Consider the following 24,933-nt stretch of genomic DNA (forward strand, 5'->3'; position numbering starts at 1 on the left):
TTTTTGTTTCCTTGCCTTTAACCTCTTTATAATCAGGTGTTTTCTTATAAAGACCAAGGCGGTCGCCATCACCATCACCCGGCATATGTGCCATTTCCTCATAAGAATCTCCAAGCTTCTCATAATAAGAATAAGCAGTCAGCCTACGAGAACTTTCTTCTGGCTGATAAAACGCAAGTTGAATATATTTCCCGTCATCATATACACGAATTATGGCGTTATCTCTTTTGTGCTCATCTGAATCTGCTCGCATTTCTTTTCTGACTTTCTTCTCCTGCTTCATCACTTCATTAATTGCATTATCCTATTTACTACCGCCACCCGCAGTCAGCAGAAGGATGAAGGTGACTGACAAATCATACGACCTACTATAGTAAGTCTATAAACAAAAAATACAAAAGGTGTCAAAACCCTTGGTATCATAGGGATCGGCCGAGAGGACTTGAACCTCCGCAGGTTATTCACCCGCTTGGCCCGCCATCTATATTCATAAAACTATTGCTCAGTTGTCAGCATGTGAAGTAAATTACGAATTTCCTTGTTATAACTTTTAATTTCTTCTTCATTACAACCGGTTTTATCAAATACTGCATTAGGTATCATTGTGACTTTTTCTTTAAACTCATTCCCTTCAGTTGTTAACGTAATAATTACACTTCGTTCATCCTCTTTTGAACGCTCTCTTATAATAAGACCTCGCTCCTCAAGTCGTTTTAAAACTGGAGTTAATGTTCCGGAGTCCAGATATAATTCTTCGCCTAAACCTTTAACAGATATTTTTTCCTTCTCCCATAAAACAAGAAGAACCAAATACTGTGGATACGTAATTCCTAATTCTTTTAAGAGAGGATGGTATAACTTTATCATTTCACGGGAAGCTGCATAAATCGCAAAACATAGATGATTACTTAACAGTAATTTATCATTCTTCATGTTAAATCCCTCACAATATTTATATTCATTACTACACATAATAGCATAAGAATTACATTAAGTGAAATTGAATGACTGACAATTTAATTAATCATAACTTATATACATGGGAACTTTATTTATAACCAAAATGTGTTTGAGGTGCATTCTTATTATGACCGATATAGATACTTCCACTATATTGTTTTGACCGACTCATAGATTTATTGAGCCACCTTCTCAATATGGTTATTCTGTACACTAACTTTAAACTGCCGAAAACTGTTCTTTATTTTAGTCTAATCATTCATTTAGAGAATTTTAATTGCGAATTTAAATTGAGAGCAATTTAATTTCAAAAAATTTAATTGACAACGCTGATTAGATTGATTAAAATTCAATTGTGTTAAATTTAATTTATAGGAGTGTTTGATGATGACAGTATATTTTACAGCAGAAGCTACAACAAAAGGCGGAAGAGAAGGTCATGTAACATCTAATGATCTTATTATTGATTTGGATTTAGCTATGCCAAAACCAAATCAAGTATCCACGGCTACAAATCCAGAACAATTATTTGCGGCAGGCTATTCAGCTTGTTATGACAGTGCTCTTCATTTAGCAGCCCAGAGACAACGATTAAAAATCGAATCAGCTGTTACCGGTAAAGTAAGTTTATTAAAAGATGAAAGTGATAATGGTTATAAAATCGGAGTTGTTCTGGAGGTGGAAATTCAAGGGGTATCTCAAGAGCAAGCGGAAGAATTAACACATGCAGCTCATCAAGTATGTCCATATTCTAAAGCTACTCGCGGAAATATTGATGTACAAATCATTACAACAGCAATGTAAGACGAAAGATGCCAAGATCAATAGGCAAAAAATTTGATTAAAACATATAGGTGACCAGCCTTCAAATAAGGAGTGAGATTGATGTTAAAGAAAGTACAATTAGAAAAAGCAGCTCAAGAATTTGCAGAAGCAACCGCGAACCCACCCTACCTATTCGACCTTGGATCTGAGAAAGGACGAGAAGCTGTAGATGAGGTTCAATCTGCCCCAATTGATAAACTGCCAGTTGATATTGAAGATGTTATGATTTCAGGAGGACCGAGCGGACAGGTATCAGTAAGAATAATGCGCCCGCAGAATGCGCCTGCGCACCTTCCTGTCATCGTGTACATTCATGGGGCCGGCTGGGTATTTGGTAATGAGCATACACATGATCGGCTCATCCGTGAGCTAGCAGTCGGAGCACAAGCTGCTATTGTCTTTCCAAATTACACCTTATCTCCAGAAGCAAAATATCCGACAGCCATTGAAGAAATCTATGCAGTAGTGAAGTGGGCATCTGAAAATGGCCGTGAGAACGGCATGATTCCCGAGAGTCTAACAATTGCAGGTGATAGTGTTGGAGGCAATATGGCTGCTGCTGTCACGCTAATGGCCAAAGCACGAGGTGACTTGAATATCCGGCAACAATTACTTTTCTATCCGGTAACAGACGCTTCTTTCGATACGGAATCCTATCACCAGTTTGCTGCAGGATACTTTTTACGCAAGGACGCGATGATGTGGTTTTGGGATCAGTACACAACCAATTCGAACGAGCGTGCTGAAATTACAGCATCACCTCTGCGTGCAACTGCTGAGCAGCTTCAAGGGCTTCCACCTGCATTGATTATCACAGCTGAAGCTGATGTACTTCGAGACGAGGGAGAAGCATATGCCAATAAACTTCGTGAAGCTGGTGTTCCGGTCACTGCCGTACGTTTCCAAGGTATCATTCACGATTTCGTGATGCTCAACGCCTTAGCTAAAACTGAAGCTGCGCGCGGAGCAATTGATCTCGCCGCAACCTGGCTGCGTAAAGGGTTTTAATCCATTTATTGTTTCGTCACATAGAGACTGCTGCAAATAAATAAAAAACAAACAGATCCACTCAAATAATTGAGTGGATCGTATATTGGAATAATGGAACTTTTGATAAGCTTTTTAATCGGGCTGGTTATTATTTTGTTGTTGAGATGTCCCTAATTGCAAAGCTAACTCCACAACAAACTCCGTTTTTTCACCAGTTCACCCTCTTCATATCCAAAAAACCTTTGTTGATTAGTTAGCGTACAAGTTCTCGTTTTCTGCTTTGGACCCCATACAGAAAATAAAAAGCCAGCTCTCCTTCGTGAGAAGAACTGGCATAACAAAGCTTCTTGCTTCTTATTTTGCTGTATTGCCCGGACCTTTTAATTTCTCTTCGTTCTTGCGTCAATGTTTTATTATTAGGACACAACCAATAAAATAATGACGATCGAGAATAGCAACGCTGCATTTGCAAAGCAGTAAGCCCTCCAGAATATAAAAGAGCTGCAGTCATTGCTGCTCGGATAATCCCAGCTTATTCTGAGTCTGTATTTCGAGTAGTCGGTCAATTAAATGGATGTTTTTTTCATTCTTTTTCTGTTTGTTCCATTTTCCACCACAGTGAATCTTTTGGATTTTCAACAGCTTCTTGAAACTCAGCTTTAGAAGCAACTGTTGGGTAAGAACCTTTTAAAGATTTACCTGAAGTATCTTTAAATAAGGTTAACACAACTATTAAGCCAATTAAACTGACTGCCAATAAATAGAAACCCGGCGCCAAATTGTTTCTTGTCACATGGGTTAACCAAGAAGCAACTAAAGGTGTTGTTCCGCCAAAAATAGAAACTGATAAGTTGAATGTCCAGGATAATGTACGATATCTAATGTCCGTATGGAACAACGTAGGTAAAGATCCTGGCATAGTACCTTCGTATACAGATAATACAATACCTAACATTAAAAGTCCTATAAATAAGAATGTTATATTCCCCATATTAAGAAATTGAAAAGAGATAATCGAAAATACAATTCCTAATACTAATCCAATTGTTATAACTTTTTTATTTCCTAATTTATCTCCCAGTTTACCAAAAGTTAAAGCGAACGGTACCATAATAATCAATACAATTGCTGTAACCGGTGTACTTATATTATCACTTATACCAAGGTTCTCATCTAAATAAGAAGGCATATACCCTAATAATAGGTAATTGGTTATATTGAAAAATGCCACAAATACGATACATAAAAAGATATCTTTTTTATATGTTTTAATGACTTCTAATAAACCTGGTTGTTGTTCTTGGTTTTCAGAGATGTCACTTTCAAAGATTGGTGATTCATCTAGATGACTTCTCAAATATAAACCAAATAATCCTATTGGAATACTTAAGAAGAAAGGAATTCTCCATCCCCAACTATTCATTTGAACATCAGATAAAGTCCAGAAAAGTACTGTAACTAAAACAGAAGCTACTATATAACCAGATAATGTGCCGATTTCTAAACCGCTGCCTAACCTTATACGTTTATTATCTGGAGAAGATTCTGCGATATATACCATTGCCCCAGCGTACTCTCCACCCACAGAAAAGCCTTGCAGAATACGGGCAAAGAGTAATAATATAGGGGCCCATACCCCAATCTGATCATAGGTAGGAAGCACACCAATTATTAAAGTAGATAAAGCCATCATTAAAATAGTAATTGTTAATACTATTTTCCGACCAAATTTATCACCCATTTTACCAAAAATAATTCCGCCTACCGGTCTAAGTAAGAAGGCAATTGCAAATGTAGCAAAAGTAAATATTAACTTTAATTCATCGTTTTGAACTGGACTGAAAAAGTTTTTACTAATAATAACTGCCAAATAAGAATATAAAGCAAAATCAAACCATTCCATCGCGTTTCCTATCCCTGTAGCAAACACGCTTTTCTTCGCTTTTTGAATGTCTACAACGTTAATTTTTTTCTTGTTAAACTTCATTTAATAATATCGACTCCTTAATTATCAAATCCACATTATACAAGCGCGTAAACGGTCCGAGCATGCAGTCCCAGAATGTATAGCGTAATGCTTCTCTAAAAGTCCGGGGGTTTCTGTTTCACCTGATGGAGAGCTAACGGCATAGTGGCTGATTGGTTCAACTGTACCTTAAAAGACTAGACTAATATCCATATCAGCGCCAAATAACATTGTAAACCAGGAAAGAAGGATGAAATTAAGTGTTTTCGCTGGTTTCCTTAACTTATTTTTGCCGATTGGGCTAAAAATAATACAAGAAGCAACAAAAAGAGAAACAGCCAACAGATAATACCAGCCAAAGCGGTTAGTGAGATATCCTTGGGCTGTGGTCGGTATTTTCTGCAGACTATTTGGAGAAATGATTCCCCTTCATACAGCTCTATTGTGAATATGATCACAATCGAAAAAAAACTTTTATTTCTTCAAAGTAGCCTAAACCTTTATTTTAGATCTTCCATTACGTCTTCCAATATGTTTATTATAAGATTGAGGTCGTTCCTAAGAATTATTTACTGATTCTATCTTTATTACCCCACAATCAGGTGAAACAAAACACTATAAACGTAGCATACCTTTTTAAAACCTGACAAGCCCAACGGGGTGATAGAAACCAGGCTAAAGCCAAGCTAGTCAATGGATAGAAGAAATTTTTTTGTTTTTCCCAAGGAATAACCGTCTGCGTTTAATCTAGCCCAATTAGAAAGAAAAAGAGCAGGAGTAATCCTGCTCTTTCATTCAAAACTTTAATTTGTATGACGAATTTCGTATACCTTTTCAACTTTCTTTACCTTAGACTACAACAGAAATAAGTAGCACAGGGTATGAAATAATGGATTTATTTTTGTTCAATGATTAAATGATCCCCAATGACAATAAAGACTAATAATTACTAAAATTTCAGGAAACCCCAATATTGCTTATCTTAATTATTGTTTAACTAATTGGTAATTGCAACAGTAAACTTATAATTATGGAAAGTTATACCAACCGAAAATTTTCCGACTCAAGTCTGTTTAACCAGTTGTGAACCAATGAATTAAATACATCGGTTTGTTCGATTTGCAGGTTGTGACCAGCCATATCAAGTACTGCAAAAGTTGCCCTTGGGTAATCTTCGAGTAGCCGCCACGCATCATGGTATCCGACTACATTGTCCTGACGCCCTGTGATAATTAGCGTGGGATACTCAAGTTTAGATGAAATATCGAAGGTAAACCCATATCCATTTTGACGAATGTTGTTTACGAATTCATAATTTGTTTGTTTAGATGGAAGTAAAATTTCATCCCGAAACCTCTCCCATTCAGTTTTACCTTGCACAATCCCCATAGAGCAAAATTCATCCGCCTCCTCTGAAGACAAATGTGATATCAAGTCGCTGTCTCTTTTTAGAACAGTCTTCTGCGGTACTACCCTTTCATCGAATTCGGGTATAGTTAATGGTGCCATCAGCAGTAATCCACGAACTGTTTCCTTACGTGAACGAACGATACCTCTGGCAATGTACCCTCCATATGAATTACCGCAAACAATAAACTGTTGATCAGGAATAATCTCGTCCAAAAGACGCAATATCGCTTCTAAAACATCATCAGAGTTCTGAATAGATGGTTGTGGCTTAGAATGTCCCATACCTGGTAAGTCTATGTATATTCTCTTCCAACAGCTTCGTTTCTCGAATAACGGTTCCATTGCATTTAACATCACCTGATGGTCAAGTGTCCAACCATGCAACATAACGATCGGATATCCATCTCCAATTACTTTATGGTAAATCGACATGTATTTGTTTCCCCTTCCCTGTAATCCTAATGTTTCGACATGAACATTTAGTCCTTTCATACATTTATCACAATTTTAACAAACTTTTAACTGAACTTGGTAAGTTGAACAAGGGTTATACATTGAATTTTGACAATCGGAACTGTCATATGTGTCCGTCATATCAAAAGTATCTGTTTAATGTGTTGTTTAGTGCTTTCGTTACTGCGACTACTGACAAATAAGAACCAAGCAAAGTATTGTCCAGATACTTTGAGTATTTTGATCACTTTGAACTTTAGGTAAGTGGGCAGTTTGTGGGCAGTAGATCATTTAAAAATAAGCGCAAAAAAATACCAAGGATCTCTCTATTACCCTTGGTATCATTGGGATGCGGCGAGAGGACTTGAACCTTCACGGGTTATTCACCCGCTGGGCCCTCAACCTAGTAAAAACCTATCAAAAGTTTCAAAAGCTTTTATTCAAAGCATCTGTTTATTTTATTTATACTTATTTTCATCATTTTTATTTTATTTATACTTATTTTCATCATTTTTCATGAATTCCGAGCACAAACTGGGCACCTATTAGAGACCAAGGAAATCTACATTTCAACAAGAAATATCTACTCATCGCCCTGCTGTAATTAGTTTATTTCAGCTTCCCTCGCGAATACCGGATCAATGCTCAGCTTTAAGATAGTCAACCAATTTCTCCGCACTGTTCTTAACATCTTCTTTTGAAAGGTGAAATGTCCCATATTGTGCAAAGGCAGGAAGAAAACGCATTCCTATATAGTTAGCAGTGATTTGAAACGGTCTGATAAGCTCGCTGATCGTGATATTATATTCTCCGCCTGCTTGATAATCAGATTCCTGTGCGCCTAAGGAGATAGCTAAGAGTAGTTCTTTGCCATGCAATTTAGTACCTCCAGTTCCATAAGCCCAGCCATGTGTTAACACATCATCTTCCCATTGTTTGAGTAACGCGGGACTGCTGTACCAATACATTGGGAACTGAAAAACGATGCGCTCATGATCTAACAGGAGCTGCTGCTCTTTTTCTACATCAATGATAAAATTAGGATATTCACCGTACAGGTCATGAACCGTAATGTCATTCTCTTGCTTTAAACGATTCATCCAGGTTTTGTTGACAACAGACGTTTCCAAATTAGGGTGTATAACGATAACTAATGTTTTCATTTGACTGATTATCCTTTCTTCGCCGATTAGTTATTATTGCTTTTACGATAATGAATTGAATTAATTTTAAAATAGCAACTTTATTTACACCTATTTTATCCTTTTTCGTGAATTCAGGGCAAATAATTGGGCACAGATTACATTTATAGCCAAAAAAAGACTTAACCTTTTAAAAAAGATTAAGCCTTTTCAGTACCTTTATGCCCCTACCCTATTATCTCGTGTCTAAATTCTAATAGCTGATAATATAACAAGGCCTCTTTGTTTTCCTCCATGCTTAGCAATACTTTCTCTGCCTTTTGCAAATTGGAGTTTGAGGCATTAGTAACTACCTATAATGATGAAAATATTTGTGCGACGTCAACTGTAGATGACTTACTCCAGGTAAGTGGGCAGTTTGTGGATAGTAGATCATTTAAAAATAAGCACAAAAAATACCAAAGGCGGTTAAACCCTTGGTATTATTGGTATGCGGCCGAGAGGACTTGAACCTCCACGGGTTATTCACCCACTAGGCCCTCAACCTAGCGCGTCTGCCATTCCGCCACGACCGCGTGCTATGAAGCTGTCTTTCCACTAAGCATATAAGCTAGTGATGATGATCAGCACTTTGAAAAGAAAGTGCGGGTGAAGGGACTCGAACCCCCACGTCGTAAGACACTAGATCCTAAGTCTAGCGCGTCTGCCAATTCCGCCACACCCGCGTGACAAGTGGTGAGCCATGAAGGACTCGAACCTTCGACCCTCTGATTAAAAGTCAGATGCTCTACCAACTGAGCTAATGGCTCGCTCTAAAAGTGATTCAAAAATTTCAAATGAAATGGCTGGGCTAGCTGGATTCGAACCAACGCATGACGGAGTCAAAGTCCGTTGCCTTACCGCTTGGCTATAGCCCAACGAAGGTAAATGGTGACCCGTACGGGATTCGAACCCGTGTTACCGCCGTGAAAGGGCGGTGTCTTAACCGCTTGACCAACGGGCCGTCTGGTTGAGAACTTATCTGGCGGAGAAGGAGGGATTTGAACCCTCGCGCCGCTTACGCGACCTACACCCTTAGCAGGGGCGCCTCTTCAGCCACTTGAGTACTTCTCCATAATGGCTCCACAGGCAGGATTCGAACCTGCGACCGATCGGTTAACAGCCGATAGCTCTACCACTGAGCTACTGTGGAATGATCAGACTTTCTTTATTATAAATGATGCGACATATTGTGTCAATAAGCAACATTTATTTTTTTGAGAAAGCATCGTTGTCTCTCAACGACTTTTATAATTTAACACAGATCATTGAAATGAGTCAAGCCTTTTTAAAAAATTCTTTTGATTTTTCCTCTGCACTTTCCGCAGGCATATCTTTCCGGATTCATTGCCCGCTTCTTTATATACTGTTGGCCGCAAGCCTCGCATCTATACATATATGTTTTCTTTTGTGTCTTTTTGGTTTGCAGCGGCGTGCAGAATCTTGGCGCTCCGACTTTCTGAAGCAGGTCTCTGAAGTCTTTGTCTCTGTGCTTGTACCCTTTTCCCTCAAGATGAAGATGATAATGGCACAGCTCGTGTTTGATGATGCCTATCAGCTCGCTCTGCCCGTGTTCGAGAAGATATTTGCGGTTTAATTCGATGTTATGGGAAGACAGCATGTAGCGGCCGCCTGTCGTTTTCAGCCGATCATTGAAAAAGGCCCGGTGACGGAACGGCTTTCCGAAATCTTGTGCAGAGATGTCTTCCGTCAGCTTTTGAAGTTGTTCGTTATCCATATGTGCACCCCGCTTTAAAAACATTGAACGGGACAATTCACCGTTCGCATACAATGTGTTAAAACCGACCTCTAACTAAAAGCTGAGGAGGAATGAGCCATGCCGAATTGGCTGATGAAACAAATGCAAAAAGCGTTTTTAGAAAAGGACAATTACCAAATCAAACTGCTGAACCAGTGCTGGTATTTCTACAGAAAAAAACACTGCTCGTAAGCAGTGCTTTTATTTTACCATAGACAGCGACACTCTGCCTTTTTGCACGTCCACCCCTTCAACCCATACGGTGACGATGTCTCCGACCGATACGACGTCGAGAGGGTGTTTGACGAATTGATTGCTCAGTTTTGAGATGTGCACAAGCCCGTCCTGCTTGACGCCGATATCGACGAAAGCGCCGAAGTCCACAACGTTCCGGACGGTGCCCTGCAATTCCATTCCTTCCTTTAAATCCTCAAGCTGCAGAACGTCTTTTTTCAGCAAGGGCTTCGGCACTTCGTCACGGGGATCCCGCTCCGGCCTTGTCAGCTGCCCGCAAATATCCGCAAGCGTAATCTCCCCTATACCGAGCTCTTCAGCCGTTTCAGACAGCGGCAGTGCGCTGATTTTCTCTTTTACGTCCGCGCTTCCGATCTGATCCGCAGTGAGCTGCAGTTTTTTGAGCAGCGCCTTTGTCTCTTTATAGCTTTCCGGGTGTATCCCGGTGCGGTCGAGCGGCTCCCGTCCTCCGGGCACTCTCAAAAAGCCGATGCACTGTTCATATGTTTTTGCGCCGAGACGCGGGATATCTTTCAGCTCTTTGCGGTTTGTAAATTTTCCGAGCTCTTCCCTTTTTTTGACGATATTGCCGGCAACGGTTTTGGATAACCCGGCTACATATTGAAGCAGCGCGGCTGATGCTGTATTGACATTCACCCCGACTTGGTTGACGACGGTCTCTACGACAAAACGGAGAGATTCGTTTAAATGCTTTTGGCTGACATCATGCTGGTATTGCCCGACACCGACGGATTTAGGATCAATTTTCACAAGCTCGGCCAGCGGATCCTGCAATCTCCGCGCGATGGAGACGGCGCTGCGCTCTTCGACCTGAAAATCCGGAAATTCCTCACGGGCGATTTCTGACGCGGAATACACGCTTGCTCCGGCCTCATTGACGATGACATAATAAATGTCCCGCTCTGTTTCTTTCAGCACATCAACGACGAATTGCTCTGTCTCCCGTGATGCCGTGCCGTTTCCGATCGCCACAACCTCGACTTCGTACCGGTCCAGCAATTCTTTGATTTTTTTTCGGGCTTCCGCTGTCTTTTTGACGGGAGCGTGCGGGTAAATGACATCGATTTTCAGCACTTTTCCCGTCTCATCAACGACTGCAAGTTTGCACCCCGTACGGAAGGCCGGATCGACGCCGAGCACGACTTTTCCCTTCATCGGCGGCTGCAGCAGGAGCTTACGCAGGTTTTCAGCGAAAATATGGATCGCCTGCGCGTCTGCTTTTTCTGACAGCTCTTTGCGGATATCGCGTTCAATAGCCGGCTGGATCAGGCGTTTATAACTGTCCTCAATGGCTTCTTTCAGCGTTTCTTTCACAGGTGTTTCACGGTGTTTGATGATTTGCTTTTCTAAATAAGCTTTTATCTGATCGGCGGGCGGTTCGATCGCAACCTTTAAAATGCCTTCTTTTTCACCGCGGTTCATTGCAAGCACTCTGTGAGGAACGACCTTTTGGATCGGCTCTTCGTACTCGTAGTACATTTCATAGACGTTTTTCTCGTCATCTGCGGCTGACTTGCCTGCCGCGGAAGTGAGAATTCCTTTTTTATACGTTTCCTGGCGGATCCACTTTCTGAAATGAGGATCATCCGAGATTTGTTCGGCTATGATGTGCTTCGCGCCTTCAATGGCTTCCTCTCTTGAAGCGACTTCTTTTTCTGCACTGATATATTGATCAGCGACGTCGTGAAGGCGGTTTTCTTTCGGGAGAGAAAGAATATAGTCCGCAAGCGGTTCAAGACCTTTGCTTTTGGCGACGGTGGCTTTTGTTTTCCGTTTTTGTTTGAAGGGGCGGTATAAATCCTCGACTTCCTGAAGCTTCACCGCTTGCTCGATTTTTTGCTTCAGCCCTTCCGTCAGCTTGTCCTGCTCGGAGATCAATCTGATGACTTCTTCTTTCCGCTGCGTCAGGTTTTGTATGTATTGCCACCGCTCGGAGATTGCCTGAATCTGCACCTCGTCCATTGAGCCGGTCTGCTCTTTTCGGTACCGCGCAATAAACGGGACGGTATTGCCGTCTTCCAGCAGGCGGATGACACTTTCGACATGTTTTTGGGATAACGCTGTTTCTTCAGCAATTTGTTTTTTCAAAAGGGCTAACGTTTCCATATCACAAAAGCCTCCATCTCTTCTTTCTTTCTCTAGTGTATCAAAAAACGGCGGAACATAAAAAAAGCAGCCTTACGATAAAAGCTGCCCGAGAATATAGGTCAAATCATCACGTCTGGATGTTGTGTACGGATGAAGTGATTTTGATATTTCTTCTATTGAGTGTCCCTGCTTTAAGCAGGTGCGGATATGCGGAACCTCAAGCCCATCCGTGTAGATGATGAATGTCGCCCCTTTTTCGTATGATGACGTATACGTTTTGTATCTTTGCGGTTTGCCTGAGAGGTAACCCGAAATCGGCAGCGGATGAAAAACTTCGCCTGATGGGGAGTGCAGGAAGAAACGGACGTTGCCGATCGAGCAGTATGTCAATTCCCTTTTGATGAAATTGATTTTTAAGATGGAGGCAGTCGCCCCTCTTTTGTTTTTCATCGCTTGATTGCAGCGCTCAATGATGCTTTCCACATCCTCATCCGCATACGTTTCCACGATGTCTTTAATGGCTGACGAGGATTCGTTGGCAAGAGATCCGCTGCCGAGACCGTCCGCTACCGCGCAAACTAATTCTTCTTCATTCGCCTTCATAAAAAAGCTGTCGCCGCATATGGACTTGCCTTCTTTATTTAATTGGTATACAAGAGTTTGAACATGTTCATTTTCTTCAACCTGAATCATTACATTAGCTCCATGGAGGGATCTCCAATCAAGGCCTCTCTCAGTTTTTTCACCGCTTTCCGCTGCAGGCGCGAGACGTGCATTTGAGATATTCCGAGAATGTCCCCTGTTTCTTTTTGGCTTTTATTTTGCACAAATGTTAGATCGATAATCTGTTTTTCGCGGTCGGACAGCACATGAAGCACGCTTTTGATCATCATCTGCTGGTTGACGCGTTCGTATCCTTCCTCCTGCGACCCGACGATATCTAAAATCGTGACGGTGCTTCCGTCCGCATCCGCTTCGATGCTGTGATCGACAGAAAGCGCCTGATAGCTTTTTCCCATCTCCATCGTTTCAAGCACTTCCTCTTCTGACACATCGAGAAAGGCTGCGATTTCTTCGACTTTCGGCGACCGCTGCGTCTCTGTCGTCAGCTGATCCACCGCCATTTTAATGCGCGGCCCGAGTTCTTTAATCCGTCTCGGGACGTGTACGCTCCATGTTTTATCTCTGAGGAAGCGTTTGATCTCGCCGATGATGGTCGGAATCGCAAATGCTTCAAAGGATTTGCCGACCTCGGGATCATACCGTTTAATGGCTCCGAGAAGTCCGATCATCCCGACTTGGCGGAGATCTTCGTGAAAGCTTTTTCCTTTTGAATATTTCTTTGCCAGCATTTCGACGAGATTGGTATACACCTCGACGAGTGTTTCCTGGGCTTCTTTATTATCATGTGTTTGAAAGTCGCGTATGAGCCGATCAACTTCATCTTTAGTTAGTTTCGTAGTTTTTGATGGTTGTGCCATGATCAACTCGCTCCCCATTTAAATACTTTGTCATCGCCACGGTTACGCCAGAGTTGCTTTGAACTTTGACTTCATCCATGAGCGTTTCCATTAAATACAGACCGAGCCCTCCTTCTGACAATTGATCGACTGTGTGCGAAGGTGTGTACGGCCCGAGATCCTGCTGCTTCTGATCAAAATCAAAGCTGTCTCCCTGATCGGCGACAATGACCTCCAGCCGATCCTCAAACACACCGAACCGCACGGATACTTCTCCCTTATTTTCATCTTTGTATGCATGCTGGACAGCGTTTGTACAAGCTTCGCTGACAGCGATTTTTAAATCTTCAATGTCATCATAGGTATAGCCCATTCTGCTGGCGACTCCTGATAATGTAAGCCTGACGATTCCTACATATTCCGGTTCGGCCGGAATTTTCATCTCTATATAATCAACTGATGTACTCATTGCACGCCACCTTCTGACTTTGCCGAAATGTCGATGATGTCCTTAAGCCCCGTAATTTCAAACAGACGGACGAGCCGGTCGGAAAGATTCTCAAGCTTCAGAGAGCCGCCTTCCTTGCTCACCGTTTTAAACACGCCTACAAAAACGCCTAAACCCGTACTGTCCATATAGTTTACATCTTTTAAGCAGATTCTCATGTCCTTCCCCTCGTTTGCCAGGGGCATCAGCTTTTCACGAACCACCGGAGCTGAGTATACATCGATTTCTCCAGCGATATTGATTTGTATATCTGAAAGATTCTCCTTCATATCTACCGTTAAATTCATCGTATCACCTCTGAAAGTTATCCTTACTCGTGCTAATGGCTTTTTACCCGTGCTGCCGTTTTTTTAAACCTTTCTTTTCAAAACAATTAACGTAAAATCGTCATGAAGCTGAAAGTCCTGAAGTCTCAGCAGGCTGTCGTAAATATTTTTGACCATATCCTGCGCGGAGCAGTCCATATGTTCTTCCAGCATGCGCTGAATGTCGCTGCGTTCTAAGAAACCGTTTTCGGTACGGCATTCGGTGACGCCGTCAGAAAAAAGAACGATCATGTCTCCTTCGTTCATGTGCTGTTCATATTGGCTGTAATCAAAATCCTGGGAAATTCCCAGCACCAATCCTTTTGCCTCCAGATCATAAAACTTTTTTTCTTTTTCAGAGTAGTAGAAGCCCGGTTCATGCCCCGCAGAAGCATATGTAAATTGGTGATTTTTCGTATTGTAGTTTGCGTAAAACATGGTGATAAACATGCTTGAGTCCACGTTCTGTTCTACAACGCGGTTAAGATTTTTCAGCACTTGGGAGGGGTGAATGCCGATCTCCGGAAGAGAGTCCATGGCATACTTGATCATCGACATGCACAATGCGGCGGGTATTCCTTTTCCGATGACATCGGCTATCGCGATGTTAATCGATTCCTTGTCTTTGACAAAGTGATAATAGTCCCCGCTCATTTGCTTGGCGGGGACGCTGATCGCCCCGATATCCAGTTCTTCTTCTTCAGGAATTTTTGTGCCCAGCAGCGTCTGCTGAACATTTGCGGCAATTTCAATTTCTGAACGAAGCTCCTGCTGGATATCTCTCAGACTTTGGTGTTCCTGATAAGCCATCCCGTAGCCAATCATGACTTCTATTAAAAAATCCAGCGAATGAAAAACATCTTCCGGCAGATCCGGATACAGTTCCTTTACCACTTTTCGGTGGATGCTGATGATCTCCTCCGGAGGAACCTGATGTTCAATCGTTTTTCGGCTGAATTTTTGGGCTTGATATAAAGATGTTTCTGTTAATTCGGCTATATATCGGCTAAGCAGCTGATGATACCGCTGCTCTATAACCTCCCTGAAATCCACGTTCTAACCTCCTACCGAAGCCATTTTACGGCTTGAATCTCTGTTCCTTCCTCTGCAACAGATTGCAGGCTGAATTCGTCCATCAGCCTTTTGACGCCCGGAAGTCCCGCTCCCAGTCCGCCTGACGTTGAAAAGCCGTCTTCCATCACTTTACGGATGTCGGGGATTCCGGGTCCTTTGTCTTCTGCTATAATTTTAAGGCCTTTTTTCCCTCTGTCGTTTACTTGTTCTATGCTGACCTGGCCCTTGCCTGCATATAAGTAAATGTTTCTGGCTAATTCTGAGATAGCCGTCGTGATTCTGGCCTGGTCCACCGTGCCGAAGCCTAATTCCTTCGCAACGTTGCGGCCAAGCTGTCTGGCGGCTACGATATCCCATTCTGTCATGATTTTCACACAGGATTGGTCGTTCATCGCTATTCCCCCAATTCCCGCTTCAATGTCTCAAGCCCTTGCTCTAAATCGAGCGCCGTTTCAATTTCCTCAAGTGAGATTCCGAGTTCAATCAATGTGACCGCCACAGCCGGCTGAATTCCCGTCAATACGACCTTTGCGCCCATCAATTTAGACATGGTGATGACATCGCCGAGCACTTTCGCGATAAATGAATCAATCATGTCAACGGATGTCAGGTCAATGACGACCCCGTTTGCGCCGGTTTCATAGATTTTGTTCAGCAGATCTTCTTGAAAATGCAAAGCTGTCTGGTCGTCAAGCTCCCATTGGATGGATACCAATAAGCAGTTATACAGTTTCAGGATCGGGATTTTTGGATGTCTCACAATGTTATTCCCCCAATGAAACGATTTTTCGATTTGTCATTTCAAGCGCTGTTTGAATTCCTTTTTGAAGGGTATTCTTCGTAATAACCTGCGACAAATCAATTCCCAGATTAACGATCGTCTGCGCGATTTCCGGACGGATTCCGACGAGCAGACATTTCGCGCCGACAAGCCGCACCGCTTCTGATGCCTGAATAATATGGTGCGCCACCATCGTATCAACGACCGGCACGCCCGTGATATCAATTAATACAACCTGTGAACGGTGCTTTACGACGCCGTTTAACAGATTTTCCATAATATGCTTTGCACGCTCCGTATCAATCGTCCCGACAAGCGGCATGACCGTTACATGCTCAAATACCGGGATCAGCGGAGCCGACAATTCCTGAAGCGCGATTTTTTGCAAAGTAACCGTTTTTTCCCAGGAGATAGAATACTGATTTAAGATTTCCGTGTTGATCGGATTGAAAAAGCTGTCTATTTCCAAAATCAAATCTGCTCTGTCCTGATCGGCCATATTAAGGTCGACCATCGTTTCGTAAAGCAGTTTCCAAAACTCTGACAGGGTGGCTGAAAGAAGTTTCAGCGACAGGCCGAGCTGAACGGCGCGCAGTGCGAGTTCACTGATCTGCTCTTCGGCAGCCTCGTCATTTTTTGTCGATAATAAAAGAATGTCTATATAATCTTTACAAATATTTTCACATATGTGATTCGTAAGCTGATAGTCTTCCTGATTGCCTACTTCTTTTAGTTTGGCTGTCCAAGTATCAAGCAGTTCATCATGCTGATCAATAATGAACTGATACACTTTCTGATTCGACATGGGTTTCACTGACCTCCCGACACAAAACAACAAATTTTGTTTGATTATTTCTTTATTATAGCGCTTATGTTTTTCGAAAACAAAAAAAGTTGCTCTATATGAGCAACCAAAATATGACTAAAAATCAATGAGTGCCAAACTGATTTGCAGGGCTTCATCAACCTTATCCATCATTTCATCATCCAGATGAGTTATTTTATCCGTTAATCTTTGCTTGTCAATCGTCCGAATTTGCTCCAGCAAAATAACGGAATCTCTTTCAAAACCGTAGCGTTTTGCATCAATTTCGACGTGGGTTGGTAATTTCGCTTTCTGTATTTGGGCTGTTATGGCTGCAACAATAGCAGTCGGGCTAAAGCGATTTCCGATATCATTCTGGATCACTAAAACCGGGCGTACGCCGCCTTGCTCTGAGCCAACAACAGGAGATAAATCAGCAAAATAAACATCGCCGCGCTTTACAATCAAAATGATTATCCTCCGCTGACTAAGCGCTCAACGGTCGTTTCTGCTTCGCACTCAGCATAGTGAGCCTCAGAAGAGATATTCAAGTTGATTTTCGCCATTTCCATATACCCGCGTCTCATCAAATCACGGTTATGGCGAGTTGTCCGTTCGCTGACATACGCTCTCACTGCTTGTGATATCAGTTCGTTTCTGCTTCGTTTCTCCCGCATCGCTACACCATCCAATTCAGCTACTAAGTTTTCGGGCAAGCTGATTTTCATTTCGGTTCTTGCGCTGGATTCAGACAAAAAACATACACCTCCACCAAACTTACGGATACGACCAATTCATCCATCCAGACATAATGATACCATTATTCAAACGTCAAGCAAAGCTGTTTTATAAATTCTCTTTTTCCGGATGACGGCTACTTGTTTGTATTATCTTGCAGTAAAGGATTTCTTACTTCCATTATACTCTCATTTTCCAAAAACATACGGGGAACGCGGGAACTAATGGTACAAGGGACCTCGTAATTAATCGTCTCAAGCCGCCCTGCGATTTCATCCATCGTGATCGTTTCTTCCTTCTGGCTGCCGATCAGGGTGACTTTGGTGCCCGGCGGATAAGATTGATCTAATTCGACCATCAATTGATCCATGCAGATTCTTCCCGCGATGTTCATCCGTTTGCCGCCGATCAGCACAGACGTGCCGCTCAGCTTGCGGAGCCACCCGTCTGCATAGCCGATGGGAACCGTTCCGATCCATTGATCCTTCTCTGCCGTATATGTTGCGCCGTAGCTGACGCTTTCCCCTTTGCGGATCTTTTTCACATGGGATAACACAGAGTGCAGCGCAAAAGCCGGCTTTAATTGAAACGGAATTTCGCTTTGGATGTCAGCAGAAGGACGAAGCCCGTACATACTGATGCCGAAACGAACCGCGTTAAAGAAGCCTTTTTTAAGGCGAAGTCCGGCGGCGCTGTTCGCGCAGTGCACCATCAATTCTTTTAAAGGGAGCGGAGCGATCAATGTTTTAAAGCGGTCAAACTGGAAGAGGAAATAATCTCTGTTTTTCTCATCCGCGGTAGCAAAGTGGGTGAAAACGCCTTTACAGACTAAACCGGGATTTTGGCTGAGGATTTTTAACACGCTTTGGATTTCTTCCTCCGTTTTGACTCCGAGTCTGTTCATGCCGGTATCGACTTTCAGATGAAACGGCAATGTGGAACCTCCGAGGTGGCGCGCAGCTTCCTGAAGCCATTCAACAGAATATCCCGTGAGTGTTACGTCATACTCGGCAGCTGCTTGTACATATTCGGGCGGCACGGCGCCAAGCACGAGAATCGGCGCTGTAATGCCCCGTTTTCTCAATGAAATCGCTTCATCCAGTATGGCTACAGCAAGACAAGAGGCACCCGCTTCAAGCGCGGCTTTCCCAACTTCCAAATCTCCGTGGCCGTAAGCGTTCGCCTTTACAACCGCCATGAGATGGACGTTTTGCCCGATGTGTTTTTTCATATGCGTGACATTTTCTTTAATCGCGGACAGGTTGATTTCCGCCCACGTTTCTCTGTAAAAGGATGCTGTGTTCATTCGATACACTTCCTAGCATTATTTTCAATTCATATTGTTATTATCATACTAAAATTATTCTGCAAAGTGAAATGGAATCAAAAAAGAGACCGACAGCGGCGGCCTCTTTTTTGACATTATTTTGACGACTGTCCCTGCATGCTTTTGGCGGCGGCCACCATTTCATCCTTTGTCAGATCCTGTGATGACAGAAGATAATCCACTCCGTCATATGTCCACGTTAAAGACGTATCAGATAATGCGGCCACCGTGAAGCCGAGATTAACCGGTTCGCCTTTCAGCGTGACGGCAGAGGCGGCTTTTGCGATATGGGCTTTTTCTTGAATAAGGGTGAAGGATTTTTCTCCGCCGTAAGTCATGACGATCCGTTTGCCGTCCGCCGTTGAAATATCTTTCTCTTCAAGCTTTTTGACGCCGGCCGGCACTTGAAGCGGTGTTTTGACCGCAAATGAATCAGACGGCTTGGCGCTTGTGGCGACGTCCATCTGGGAAAGCGTCATATTTTTCTTCTCGTCAAAAGAGTCTTTATCAAACGGCTTGTTGAATTCAAAGCTTTTGAATTCGACTTTCACCATCACTTTCCGGTCTGTATCCATGACTTTGACGAGCGAAGGGCTCATGTCCTTTTTGTTGAAAGTGATTTCCTGAGTCGGCAGCATTTTGTTGTGCTGATAGTTTGTTTTTGTTTCAAACGTGTACTTTTTATCTTTGGCGGAATAGACGGCGTCTTTGTCATGCTGCACGTCCTTTACAAGTGACTCAAACAAATATACTTGGCTGCTGTTATTCGGCCAGTCGCTTTGGAACCTGAAGCTCTTATTTAAAGACGGCGTAAGGACAAAGACTCCGTTGGCGTTCCGTAAAATGACTTGGTTTTGGTCTTTTTTCGGATTTTCCAGATAGACCCGGTACAGGGAAGGTTTTTTATGCCAGATTTCCACATTGTATACTTGCGGATCACTCCCCGTCTGAATGGTCATTTTGGCTTTCGCTTTGTACGAGGTGTATTCTTTCGCCTTCTTATCTAAACCGTTCACGATATCTTCCTGTGATTTTTGGCCGCAGGCCGAAAGAATAAGGACGGCAAGCAGTCCCGTTAAAAGCAAAACAAAGCTTTTTCTCACCTTTTTTCAACCCCTTCTCTCAATTGATGTAAAGGGAAGAAATCGCTTGTTTGACTTTAACGGTACGCCCTGAACGGACGGACGCGTACCATAAAAGCCTCAAACAACTTGTCTCCCTTAATGCACTATCAAATATATGAAGGGGTTTCGGCTAATATGCAGACTAGCGTGACAACCTTTCAATCACGACCTGTGCCGCGGCGTATTCTTTTGTATGGGTAATGGAGACGTGAACCGCCGCGCCGTCCAGCTTGGCGCAGGTCAGCACCGGCTTGCCCGCCGTGTCGTTTCCGGTTTCGATATCCTGAAAGCTGAGCTCTTTGCCGATACCCGTTCCGTATGCTTTCGAAAAGGCTTCTTTTGCCGCAAATCTTCCCGCGAGAAATTCAATTTTCCTTTTGTCCGACAGCAATGTAAAACGGGCGTATTCAGCCTCCGTCAATATTCTTTGCGGAAACCTCGCCTGCCGGCTGAGCATGTTTTCAATTCTGTGCAGTTCAACGATGTCGATTCCGATTCCGAAAATCATGTGAATTCCTCCTAAAAGTCCGTACTAAAAAACGGTTTATGTCATAAACGTGTTACTATATATGTAACAAATCAGATGCAAAGGGGCTTGCGATGTTTATACGTACGGAAAATTTCCAGACTTTTATCAGACGTTATCCGGCCGTCAGCTGTATCTTGGCGCTGCAGGCGTTCTTGTGGCTGTTTTTCAGTATGCCGCTTCATTCCGTCATGATGTGGTCAGATGCAGTGACCGGCTATAATTACGGCGTTTCCTCGGGAGAATGGTGGCGGCTGGTGACACCGATGTTTTTACATGCGAATTTCACTCACCTTTTGTTTAACTCCATGTCTCTCTTTTTATTCGCGCCCCCGCTGGAGCAGATGCTCGGAAAAGTCCGTTTTCTGATTGTGTACATCGCATCGGGCATTATCGGCAATATCGGCACATATCTTGCCGAACCGCTTGATTATGTGCATGTCGGCGCATCCGGCGCGATTTTCGGACTTTTCGGCGTGTATGTGTTTCTGACTGTTTTCCGCAAGGAGCTGATCGGCCGGGACCAGTCGAAAATGATTATGACCCTGCTTATCATCGCGGTACTGTCGACGTTTATCAATTCTAATATTAACATTATGGCGCATTTGTTCGGGCTGGCAGGCGGATTTTTGCTTTCCTTTTTATGCGTGCAGCAAAAAAAGCGGCGGTATTAACCGTCCGCTTTTTCATATGAATACCAGCGCCCGATGCGTTCGGCATCTTCCTCGCTGACATCCTTCAGCATGACATGCTCCATGTGGTGAGCTGATTTCACTGCGGTAGCCACAGATGCGAGCCGCCTTCTTTTTTGCAGAAAGGAGCGGCTGACTTCAAACATCTGCATTCTTCTTCTCAGCATAATCGTGGTCGTCTTCCCGATCAGCCGTGTGGTGAGCTGCAGCCGGCCTCCGTTTAAGCACCATGACGCGCTCTTAAATGAGGCGTAGCCCAGCACCAGTTCGACGGGAAGCACAAGGAGCGATGCATACCCCCACGGTTTAAACAGAATACAAAGCGGAATGATCACGAAAACCGAGAAGATAACGGAGCGGAATAAATACCGGCGCAGCGCTCTTTTCGGCAAATGATTCCGGTTTTCTTCCAGTACGTAATCCGGTGTGAAACCGTTCAGCATCACACCGAGCTTTGATTTGCGGATGATCGGAAACAGAATCGTCTGAGCTCCTTCTTTCTCATTCCCCGCACTGCCGGCGCTGACAATCGCAACCGTCGCGTATCCGAATAACTGCCTGATCACATTTTCTTTAATTTTAATGGCTTGGATTTTACGGAGCGGGATGGTCACTTGATGTTTTTCAATAATTCCTCTCGTAATGACCAATTCGTGTTCCTTTTTTTCTATCTTAAAGTTGGCATGCTTGATCATCATACCGGCGATGCTTAACAGCCAGGCGATGAACAATCCTATAAAAATGATCACGGCGTATATGCCGATGCTCGCATGCTTGAGAAAAGAAAACCTGTCGTAGAGCCAGTCCATCGGAAGTACTTCATCAAGCTGAGAAAAGAGGGCGAATACCGCTGAGATGATGACACCGATCCCCCCGGATGTTGAGGCGGCCATAAGCAGCTCACCCACAGACAGGCGGTAAACGGATTGCACATCTTCCCCGCGGATCGGCTCCTGCTCCGCTGCGGTCTCCCCTCGTTCTTCTTGCTCCGCTTTTTGCTGAAAAACAGCCGCTCTGATCCGTTCCGCCTCTTCCACAGTAATGGCGGATAAGACGGCCTCGGCGTTTTTCCCGTCGCCGGCCGTTTCGATTTGAAGCTTAACAAGCTTAAAAAGCTGCTGAACGATGCCGGCACTCGTATTCATTGATTGAATCCGGTCAATGGAGATGTATCTCTTTTTCGTAAAAAACAAGCCTTCTTCAATTCTGAATTCTCCGTCCTCAATCCGGTATGTAAATTTTCTCCACTCGATCACACTTGCCGTAATCAGCCAGATAAGCAGGACAGCGAGCGCAATGCCTCCGTAAAAGCGGATGAAGTGGTTGGAATTAACAATATAGACGAGAAAAAATGGCAGAATAATGTTTTTAATGGTTTCGATAATAATATGGAATAAGTTCAAAATCACGGCCGCCGGGTGCAGACGTTTCGGTTCAGACATCATCTTCCGTCACCCTTGCCAGACGGGAAATGGAATCCCTCAGCCGGTCAGCTTCCTCCATATCAAGCGCCGGAATGGAATGAACGGTTGCCGCCGTAGAGATTTTGACTGAGGCCAGGCGGTACCTTCTGAGGAGCGGGCCTTGTGAAGTATCTACGTGCTGCACCCTCACCATCGGCACAATGACCCGTTTGACTATAAAAATGCCGGATTGAATATCAATTTCATTTTCATGGACCTCATAGCGCCAGATCCTGTGCCTGATTTTCGGTATGGCATAGACGGATATCACTGAACCGATGACCCAAATGATGCCGAGGACTCCGGTGATCCAATACGGCCAATGGAAGAAATGGCTTAAAACAGCTGCTGCTATAACGGCCAGAAGACAGAAGGCGGACAGGATGATTTCCTGAAGACGCCAGACTTTTAAGCCGCTTGGACTGATTCGATTTTTTGGCTGTGCTCTCAACATACCTACCTCCCATTTTTTATCATACATACAAATACGGCTGATTTGCAAAAAAGATTCACTTTCCGGCATATCGAAAAAAAGCGGACCCCGAAAAAGGGTCCGCTTCCTGTGTTTTAGTATGATTTTTTCTGGCGTCTGTCACCTGAAGAACGGCGGTCGCTTGAGCGTTTTTTATCGTAGGAAGAACGGTTGTTGTTTTTCCCTTTGCCGCCGCGGTAGCCGCCGCCTTGGCCGTCTCTGCGCTTAGAAGTACGCTGGTTTTTATAGCGTTTGCTGACCATCGGCGCTTCATCAGTGAGGCGTACAGGCGTGCTGTCCGGCTCTTTTGTCGCCATTTTAATGGCTGCAGCCACAACTGTCACTGCATCATGATCTTCTAACAATTCCGCAGCTGCCGTCATGTAGAAGTTCAGGTTGTTTTCGCTGATCGCCGTGCGCAGACGGTCAACCGTCACCTGCTGCTGACCTTCTAATGCTTCGTCAAGCGTCGGCTCTTTCATGCGGTCCATTTTGCGTTTTGTCGTTTGTTCGATCGCGCGAAGCATGTTTTTCTCACGCGGTGTGATAAACGTCATCGCCATACCCGTTTTTCCTGCGCGTCCCGTTCTTCCGATACGGTGAACGTAACTTTCAGGATCTTGAGGCACGTCAAAGTTGTAAACGTGGGTAACACCTGAGATATCAAGTCCGCGGGCAGCAACGTCAGTCGCTACAAGCACTTCGATCGCACCTTCTTTAAACTTACGGAGCGCTACCATACGCTTCGCCTGCGTTAAGTCGCCGTGAATTCCTTCAGCCGCATATCCGCGAAGGTTCAGCGCTTCCGTCAATTCGTCAACACGGCGTTTTGTACGGCCGAATACAATCGCAAGTTCCGGAGACTGAATGTCAAGAAGACGAGTCAGCGTATCGAATTTTTTGCGCTCCTGCACTTCCAAGTAGAACTGCTGAATGTTGGACACAGTCATTTCTTTCGCTTTTACTTTTACGTGTTCCGGCTCAGTCATGAAACGCTCTGCGATCCGTTTGATCGGCGCAGGCATTGTTGCTGAGAATAAGAGCGTTTGGTGGTCGCTCGGCACGTTTGAGAGAATGGATTCAATATCATCAATGAATCCCATGTTCAGCATTTCATCAGCCTCGTCCATGACAACCGTGTTCACGTTGTTTAAACGGATCGTGCGGCGGTTGATATGGTCAAGAAGACGCCCCGGCGTACCTACAATGATATGCGGGTTTTTCTTCAATGCGCGGATCTGACGTCCGATATCCTGACCGCCGTAAATAGGCAGCACTTTCGCACGCTTATCTTGTCCGATTTTATATAACTCTTCAGATACTTGAATGGCTAATTCACGGGTTGGCGCGATTACGATTGCTTGAATATTAGGAGACTCGGGGTTCATTTTTTCAACAAGGGGTATACCGAACGCAGCTGTTTTACCTGTACCTGTTTGCGCTTGTCCGATGACATCTTTATTTAAAAGTCCGAGCGGAATCGTTTGTGCCTGAATCGGTGTTGCTTCTTCAAATCCCATACGATTGATTGATTTCATGAGATCAGAACTTAATTGGAAATCTTGAAACGTTATAGTCAAATTATTCAAACTCCTTCTGATTGCTGTTTCAGTAATGTCGTGATTTACCACTAAAAACTGCCCTTTCATCCAAAGGACAGGATCATACGTATACAAAGCCCGAATTACTTTACGTTTAATCTTACCATTACACTATGTGTTTTTCAATAAGGCGAGATGGTCAGGCGGCCGGAAGCGGCCTGACCGGATTC

At 43.7% G+C, this 24,933-nt stretch carries 26 protein-coding genes, 7 tRNA genes and 4 pseudogenes; 4 read left to right on the top strand and 33 right to left on the bottom strand.

All coding sequences use genetic code 11. The features are described 5' to 3' along the window. Position 1: 1 nt before the first annotated feature. Together C5I45_RS16975 and C5I45_RS16980 are read right to left on the bottom strand one after the other, a co-directional pair. A pseudogene (locus C5I45_RS16975) lies at positions 2-355 on the bottom strand (cystatin-like fold lipoprotein); the annotation flags it as partial. Positions 356-495: 140 nt separating this feature from the next. After that, on the bottom strand, positions 496-933 hold the full coding sequence (locus C5I45_RS16980) for a MarR family winged helix-turn-helix transcriptional regulator (RefSeq protein ID WP_003156155.1): 438 nt from the start codon (positions 931-933) through the stop codon (positions 496-498). Positions 934-1,344: 411 nt separating this feature from the next. On the opposite strand from C5I45_RS16980, the gene C5I45_RS16985 reads away from it, so the two are divergent. Both C5I45_RS16985 and C5I45_RS16990 read left to right on the top strand, forming a co-directional pair. Further along, positions 1,345-1,764: an organic hydroperoxide resistance protein gene (locus tag C5I45_RS16985; RefSeq protein WP_024084916.1), complete on the top strand. Its 420-nt coding sequence runs from the start codon at positions 1,345-1,347 to the stop codon at positions 1,762-1,764. Positions 1,765-1,845: 81 nt separating this feature from the next. Then, complete coding sequence (locus C5I45_RS16990; RefSeq protein WP_003156157.1) at positions 1,846-2,793, top strand: alpha/beta hydrolase; 948 nt, start codon at positions 1,846-1,848, stop codon at positions 2,791-2,793. 565 nt (positions 2,794-3,358) lie between these two features. On the opposite strand, the gene C5I45_RS16995 is transcribed toward C5I45_RS16990, so the two are convergent. The 14 genes and pseudogenes from C5I45_RS16995 to C5I45_RS17060 all read right to left on the bottom strand — a co-directional run bounded on the left by C5I45_RS16995 (position 3,359) and on the right by C5I45_RS17060 (position 9,523). Then, positions 3,359-4,762, bottom strand: coding sequence for an MFS transporter (locus tag C5I45_RS16995; RefSeq protein ID WP_003156158.1), 1,404 nt, complete (start codon positions 4,760-4,762; stop codon positions 3,359-3,361). A gap of 38 nt (positions 4,763-4,800) precedes the next feature. Then, a pseudogene (locus C5I45_RS19995) lies at positions 4,801-5,167 on the bottom strand (BCCT family transporter); the annotation flags it as partial. A gap of 612 nt (positions 5,168-5,779) precedes the next feature. Next, positions 5,780-6,583 carry an alpha/beta fold hydrolase gene (locus C5I45_RS17005; protein ID WP_003156160.1) on the bottom strand — a complete coding sequence of 268 codons (804 nt, stop codon included), beginning with the start codon at positions 6,581-6,583 and terminating at the stop codon, positions 5,780-5,782. 115 nt (positions 6,584-6,698) lie between these two features. Continuing rightward, positions 6,699-6,837 (bottom strand): annotated as a pseudogene (locus C5I45_RS17010) (IS1595 family transposase); the annotation flags it as partial. 405 nt (positions 6,838-7,242) lie between these two features. Continuing rightward, on the bottom strand, positions 7,243-7,767 hold the full coding sequence (locus tag C5I45_RS17020; protein ID WP_107994530.1) for an NAD(P)H-dependent oxidoreductase: 525 nt from the start codon (positions 7,765-7,767) through the stop codon (positions 7,243-7,245). A 212-nt stretch (positions 7,768-7,979) separates the two neighbouring features. Beyond that, positions 7,980-8,066 (bottom strand): annotated as a pseudogene (locus C5I45_RS19685) (response regulator aspartate phosphatase); the annotation flags it as partial. A gap of 171 nt (positions 8,067-8,237) precedes the next feature. Further along, positions 8,238-8,321: transfer RNA gene (locus C5I45_RS17025), tRNA-Leu, on the bottom strand. Positions 8,322-8,389: 68 nt separating this feature from the next. Beyond that, a tRNA-Leu gene (locus tag C5I45_RS17030) sits at positions 8,390-8,471 on the bottom strand. An 8-nt stretch (positions 8,472-8,479) separates the two neighbouring features. After that, a tRNA-Lys gene (locus C5I45_RS17035) sits at positions 8,480-8,555 on the bottom strand. Between the two features lie 33 nt (positions 8,556-8,588). Then, positions 8,589-8,663: transfer RNA gene (locus C5I45_RS17040), tRNA-Gln, on the bottom strand. A gap of 11 nt (positions 8,664-8,674) precedes the next feature. Next, a tRNA-Glu gene (locus C5I45_RS17045) sits at positions 8,675-8,749 on the bottom strand. A gap of 19 nt (positions 8,750-8,768) precedes the next feature. Beyond that, positions 8,769-8,859, bottom strand: a tRNA-Ser gene (locus tag C5I45_RS17050). A 4-nt stretch (positions 8,860-8,863) separates the two neighbouring features. Continuing rightward, positions 8,864-8,938, bottom strand: a tRNA-Asn gene (locus tag C5I45_RS17055). Positions 8,939-9,073: 135 nt separating this feature from the next. Beyond that, positions 9,074-9,523, bottom strand: a complete 450-nt coding sequence (locus C5I45_RS17060; protein ID WP_014304406.1) for a SprT family protein — start codon at positions 9,521-9,523, stop codon at positions 9,074-9,076. Between the two features lie 99 nt (positions 9,524-9,622). Between C5I45_RS17060 and cmpA the strand changes: the two genes are divergently transcribed. Continuing rightward, positions 9,623-9,736 carry a cortex morphogenetic protein CmpA gene (gene cmpA, locus C5I45_RS17065; RefSeq protein WP_003156164.1) on the top strand — a complete coding sequence of 38 codons (114 nt, stop codon included), beginning with the start codon at positions 9,623-9,625 and terminating at the stop codon, positions 9,734-9,736. Between the two features lie 9 nt (positions 9,737-9,745). On the opposite strand, the gene C5I45_RS17070 is transcribed toward cmpA, so the two are convergent. The 14 genes from C5I45_RS17070 to acpS form a co-directional block, all read right to left on the bottom strand. Then, complete coding sequence (locus C5I45_RS17070) at positions 9,746-11,905, bottom strand: Tex family protein (RefSeq protein ID WP_107994531.1); 2,160 nt, start codon at positions 11,903-11,905, stop codon at positions 9,746-9,748. Positions 11,906-11,977: 72 nt separating this feature from the next. Then, the gene (locus tag C5I45_RS17075) at positions 11,978-12,580 is read right to left on the bottom strand and encodes a phosphoserine phosphatase RsbX (RefSeq protein WP_003156170.1); all 603 of its coding nucleotides are present in this window, start codon (positions 12,578-12,580) and stop codon (positions 11,978-11,980) included. Further along, positions 12,580-13,368 carry an RNA polymerase sigma factor SigB gene (sigB, locus tag C5I45_RS17080; RefSeq protein ID WP_003156171.1) on the bottom strand — a complete coding sequence of 263 codons (789 nt, stop codon included), beginning with the start codon at positions 13,366-13,368 and terminating at the stop codon, positions 12,580-12,582. The genes C5I45_RS17075 and sigB overlap by 1 nt, the downstream gene beginning before the upstream one ends. After that, positions 13,334-13,816: an anti-sigma B factor RsbW gene (rsbW, locus tag C5I45_RS17085; RefSeq protein WP_003156173.1), complete on the bottom strand. Its 483-nt coding sequence runs from the start codon at positions 13,814-13,816 to the stop codon at positions 13,334-13,336. The genes sigB and rsbW overlap by 35 nt, the downstream gene beginning before the upstream one ends. Then, entirely contained in the window at positions 13,813-14,142 is a 330-nt protein-coding gene (rsbV, locus tag C5I45_RS17090; protein ID WP_003156176.1) for an anti-sigma factor antagonist RsbV, read from the bottom strand. The genes rsbW and rsbV overlap by 4 nt, the downstream gene beginning before the upstream one ends. A 63-nt stretch (positions 14,143-14,205) precedes the next feature. Beyond that, positions 14,206-15,213, bottom strand: a complete 1,008-nt coding sequence (locus C5I45_RS17095) for a PP2C family protein-serine/threonine phosphatase (protein WP_025853725.1) — start codon at positions 15,211-15,213, stop codon at positions 14,206-14,208. A gap of 11 nt (positions 15,214-15,224) precedes the next feature. Next, positions 15,225-15,626 carry an anti-sigma regulatory factor gene (locus C5I45_RS17100; RefSeq protein ID WP_003156178.1) on the bottom strand — a complete coding sequence of 134 codons (402 nt, stop codon included), beginning with the start codon at positions 15,624-15,626 and terminating at the stop codon, positions 15,225-15,227. Positions 15,627-15,628: 2 nt separating this feature from the next. Further along, a complete protein-coding gene (gene rsbS, locus C5I45_RS17105; RefSeq protein WP_003156180.1) occupies positions 15,629-15,994 on the bottom strand; it encodes an RsbT antagonist protein RsbS in 366 nt (121 codons plus the stop codon). A 4-nt stretch (positions 15,995-15,998) separates the two neighbouring features. Beyond that, on the bottom strand, positions 15,999-16,820 hold the full coding sequence (locus C5I45_RS17110) for an STAS domain-containing protein (protein ID WP_014304404.1): 822 nt from the start codon (positions 16,818-16,820) through the stop codon (positions 15,999-16,001). Between the two features lie 117 nt (positions 16,821-16,937). After that, positions 16,938-17,288, bottom strand: coding sequence for a type II toxin-antitoxin system endoribonuclease NdoA (gene ndoA, locus C5I45_RS17115; protein ID WP_003156187.1), 351 nt, complete (start codon positions 17,286-17,288; stop codon positions 16,938-16,940). Positions 17,289-17,293: 5 nt separating this feature from the next. Next, positions 17,294-17,575, bottom strand: coding sequence for a type II toxin-antitoxin system antitoxin EndoAI (endB, locus tag C5I45_RS17120; RefSeq protein ID WP_003156188.1), 282 nt, complete (start codon positions 17,573-17,575; stop codon positions 17,294-17,296). 119 nt (positions 17,576-17,694) lie between these two features. Next, positions 17,695-18,864 (bottom strand): alanine racemase, encoded by a 1,170-nt coding sequence (gene alr, locus C5I45_RS17125; protein WP_025853726.1) that lies wholly within the window; start codon positions 18,862-18,864, stop codon positions 17,695-17,697. A gap of 116 nt (positions 18,865-18,980) precedes the next feature. After that, positions 18,981-19,988 carry a LolA family protein gene (locus tag C5I45_RS17130; RefSeq protein ID WP_003156191.1) on the bottom strand — a complete coding sequence of 336 codons (1,008 nt, stop codon included), beginning with the start codon at positions 19,986-19,988 and terminating at the stop codon, positions 18,981-18,983. Between the two features lie 163 nt (positions 19,989-20,151). After that, positions 20,152-20,517: a holo-ACP synthase gene (gene acpS, locus C5I45_RS17135; protein ID WP_014304402.1), complete on the bottom strand. Its 366-nt coding sequence runs from the start codon at positions 20,515-20,517 to the stop codon at positions 20,152-20,154. Positions 20,518-20,609: 92 nt separating this feature from the next. Between acpS and C5I45_RS17140 the strand changes: the two genes are divergently transcribed. Continuing rightward, positions 20,610-21,209 (top strand): rhomboid family intramembrane serine protease, encoded by a 600-nt coding sequence (locus tag C5I45_RS17140; protein ID WP_003156193.1) that lies wholly within the window; start codon positions 20,610-20,612, stop codon positions 21,207-21,209. Here the strand turns inward: C5I45_RS17140 and C5I45_RS17145 are convergent. The 3 genes from C5I45_RS17145 to cshA form a co-directional block, all read right to left on the bottom strand. Next, complete coding sequence (locus C5I45_RS17145) at positions 21,206-22,672, bottom strand: PH domain-containing protein (RefSeq protein WP_107994532.1); 1,467 nt, start codon at positions 22,670-22,672, stop codon at positions 21,206-21,208. The two genes, C5I45_RS17140 and C5I45_RS17145, sit on opposite strands and share 4 nt — an antisense overlap. After that, positions 22,662-23,141 carry a PH domain-containing protein gene (locus tag C5I45_RS17150; RefSeq protein WP_003156195.1) on the bottom strand — a complete coding sequence of 160 codons (480 nt, stop codon included), beginning with the start codon at positions 23,139-23,141 and terminating at the stop codon, positions 22,662-22,664. Before C5I45_RS17150 ends, C5I45_RS17145 begins: the two co-directional genes overlap by 11 nt. Before the next feature lie 116 nt (positions 23,142-23,257). After that, complete coding sequence (gene cshA / locus C5I45_RS17155; protein ID WP_003156196.1) at positions 23,258-24,742, bottom strand: degradosome RNA helicase CshA; 1,485 nt, start codon at positions 24,740-24,742, stop codon at positions 23,258-23,260. Positions 24,743-24,933 lie beyond the last annotated feature (191 nt).

Source organism: Bacillus sp. ZY-1-1 (assembly GCF_003047165.1).
In the GTDB taxonomy this organism is placed as follows: Bacteria; Bacillota; Bacilli; order Bacillales; family Bacillaceae; genus Bacillus; species Bacillus velezensis.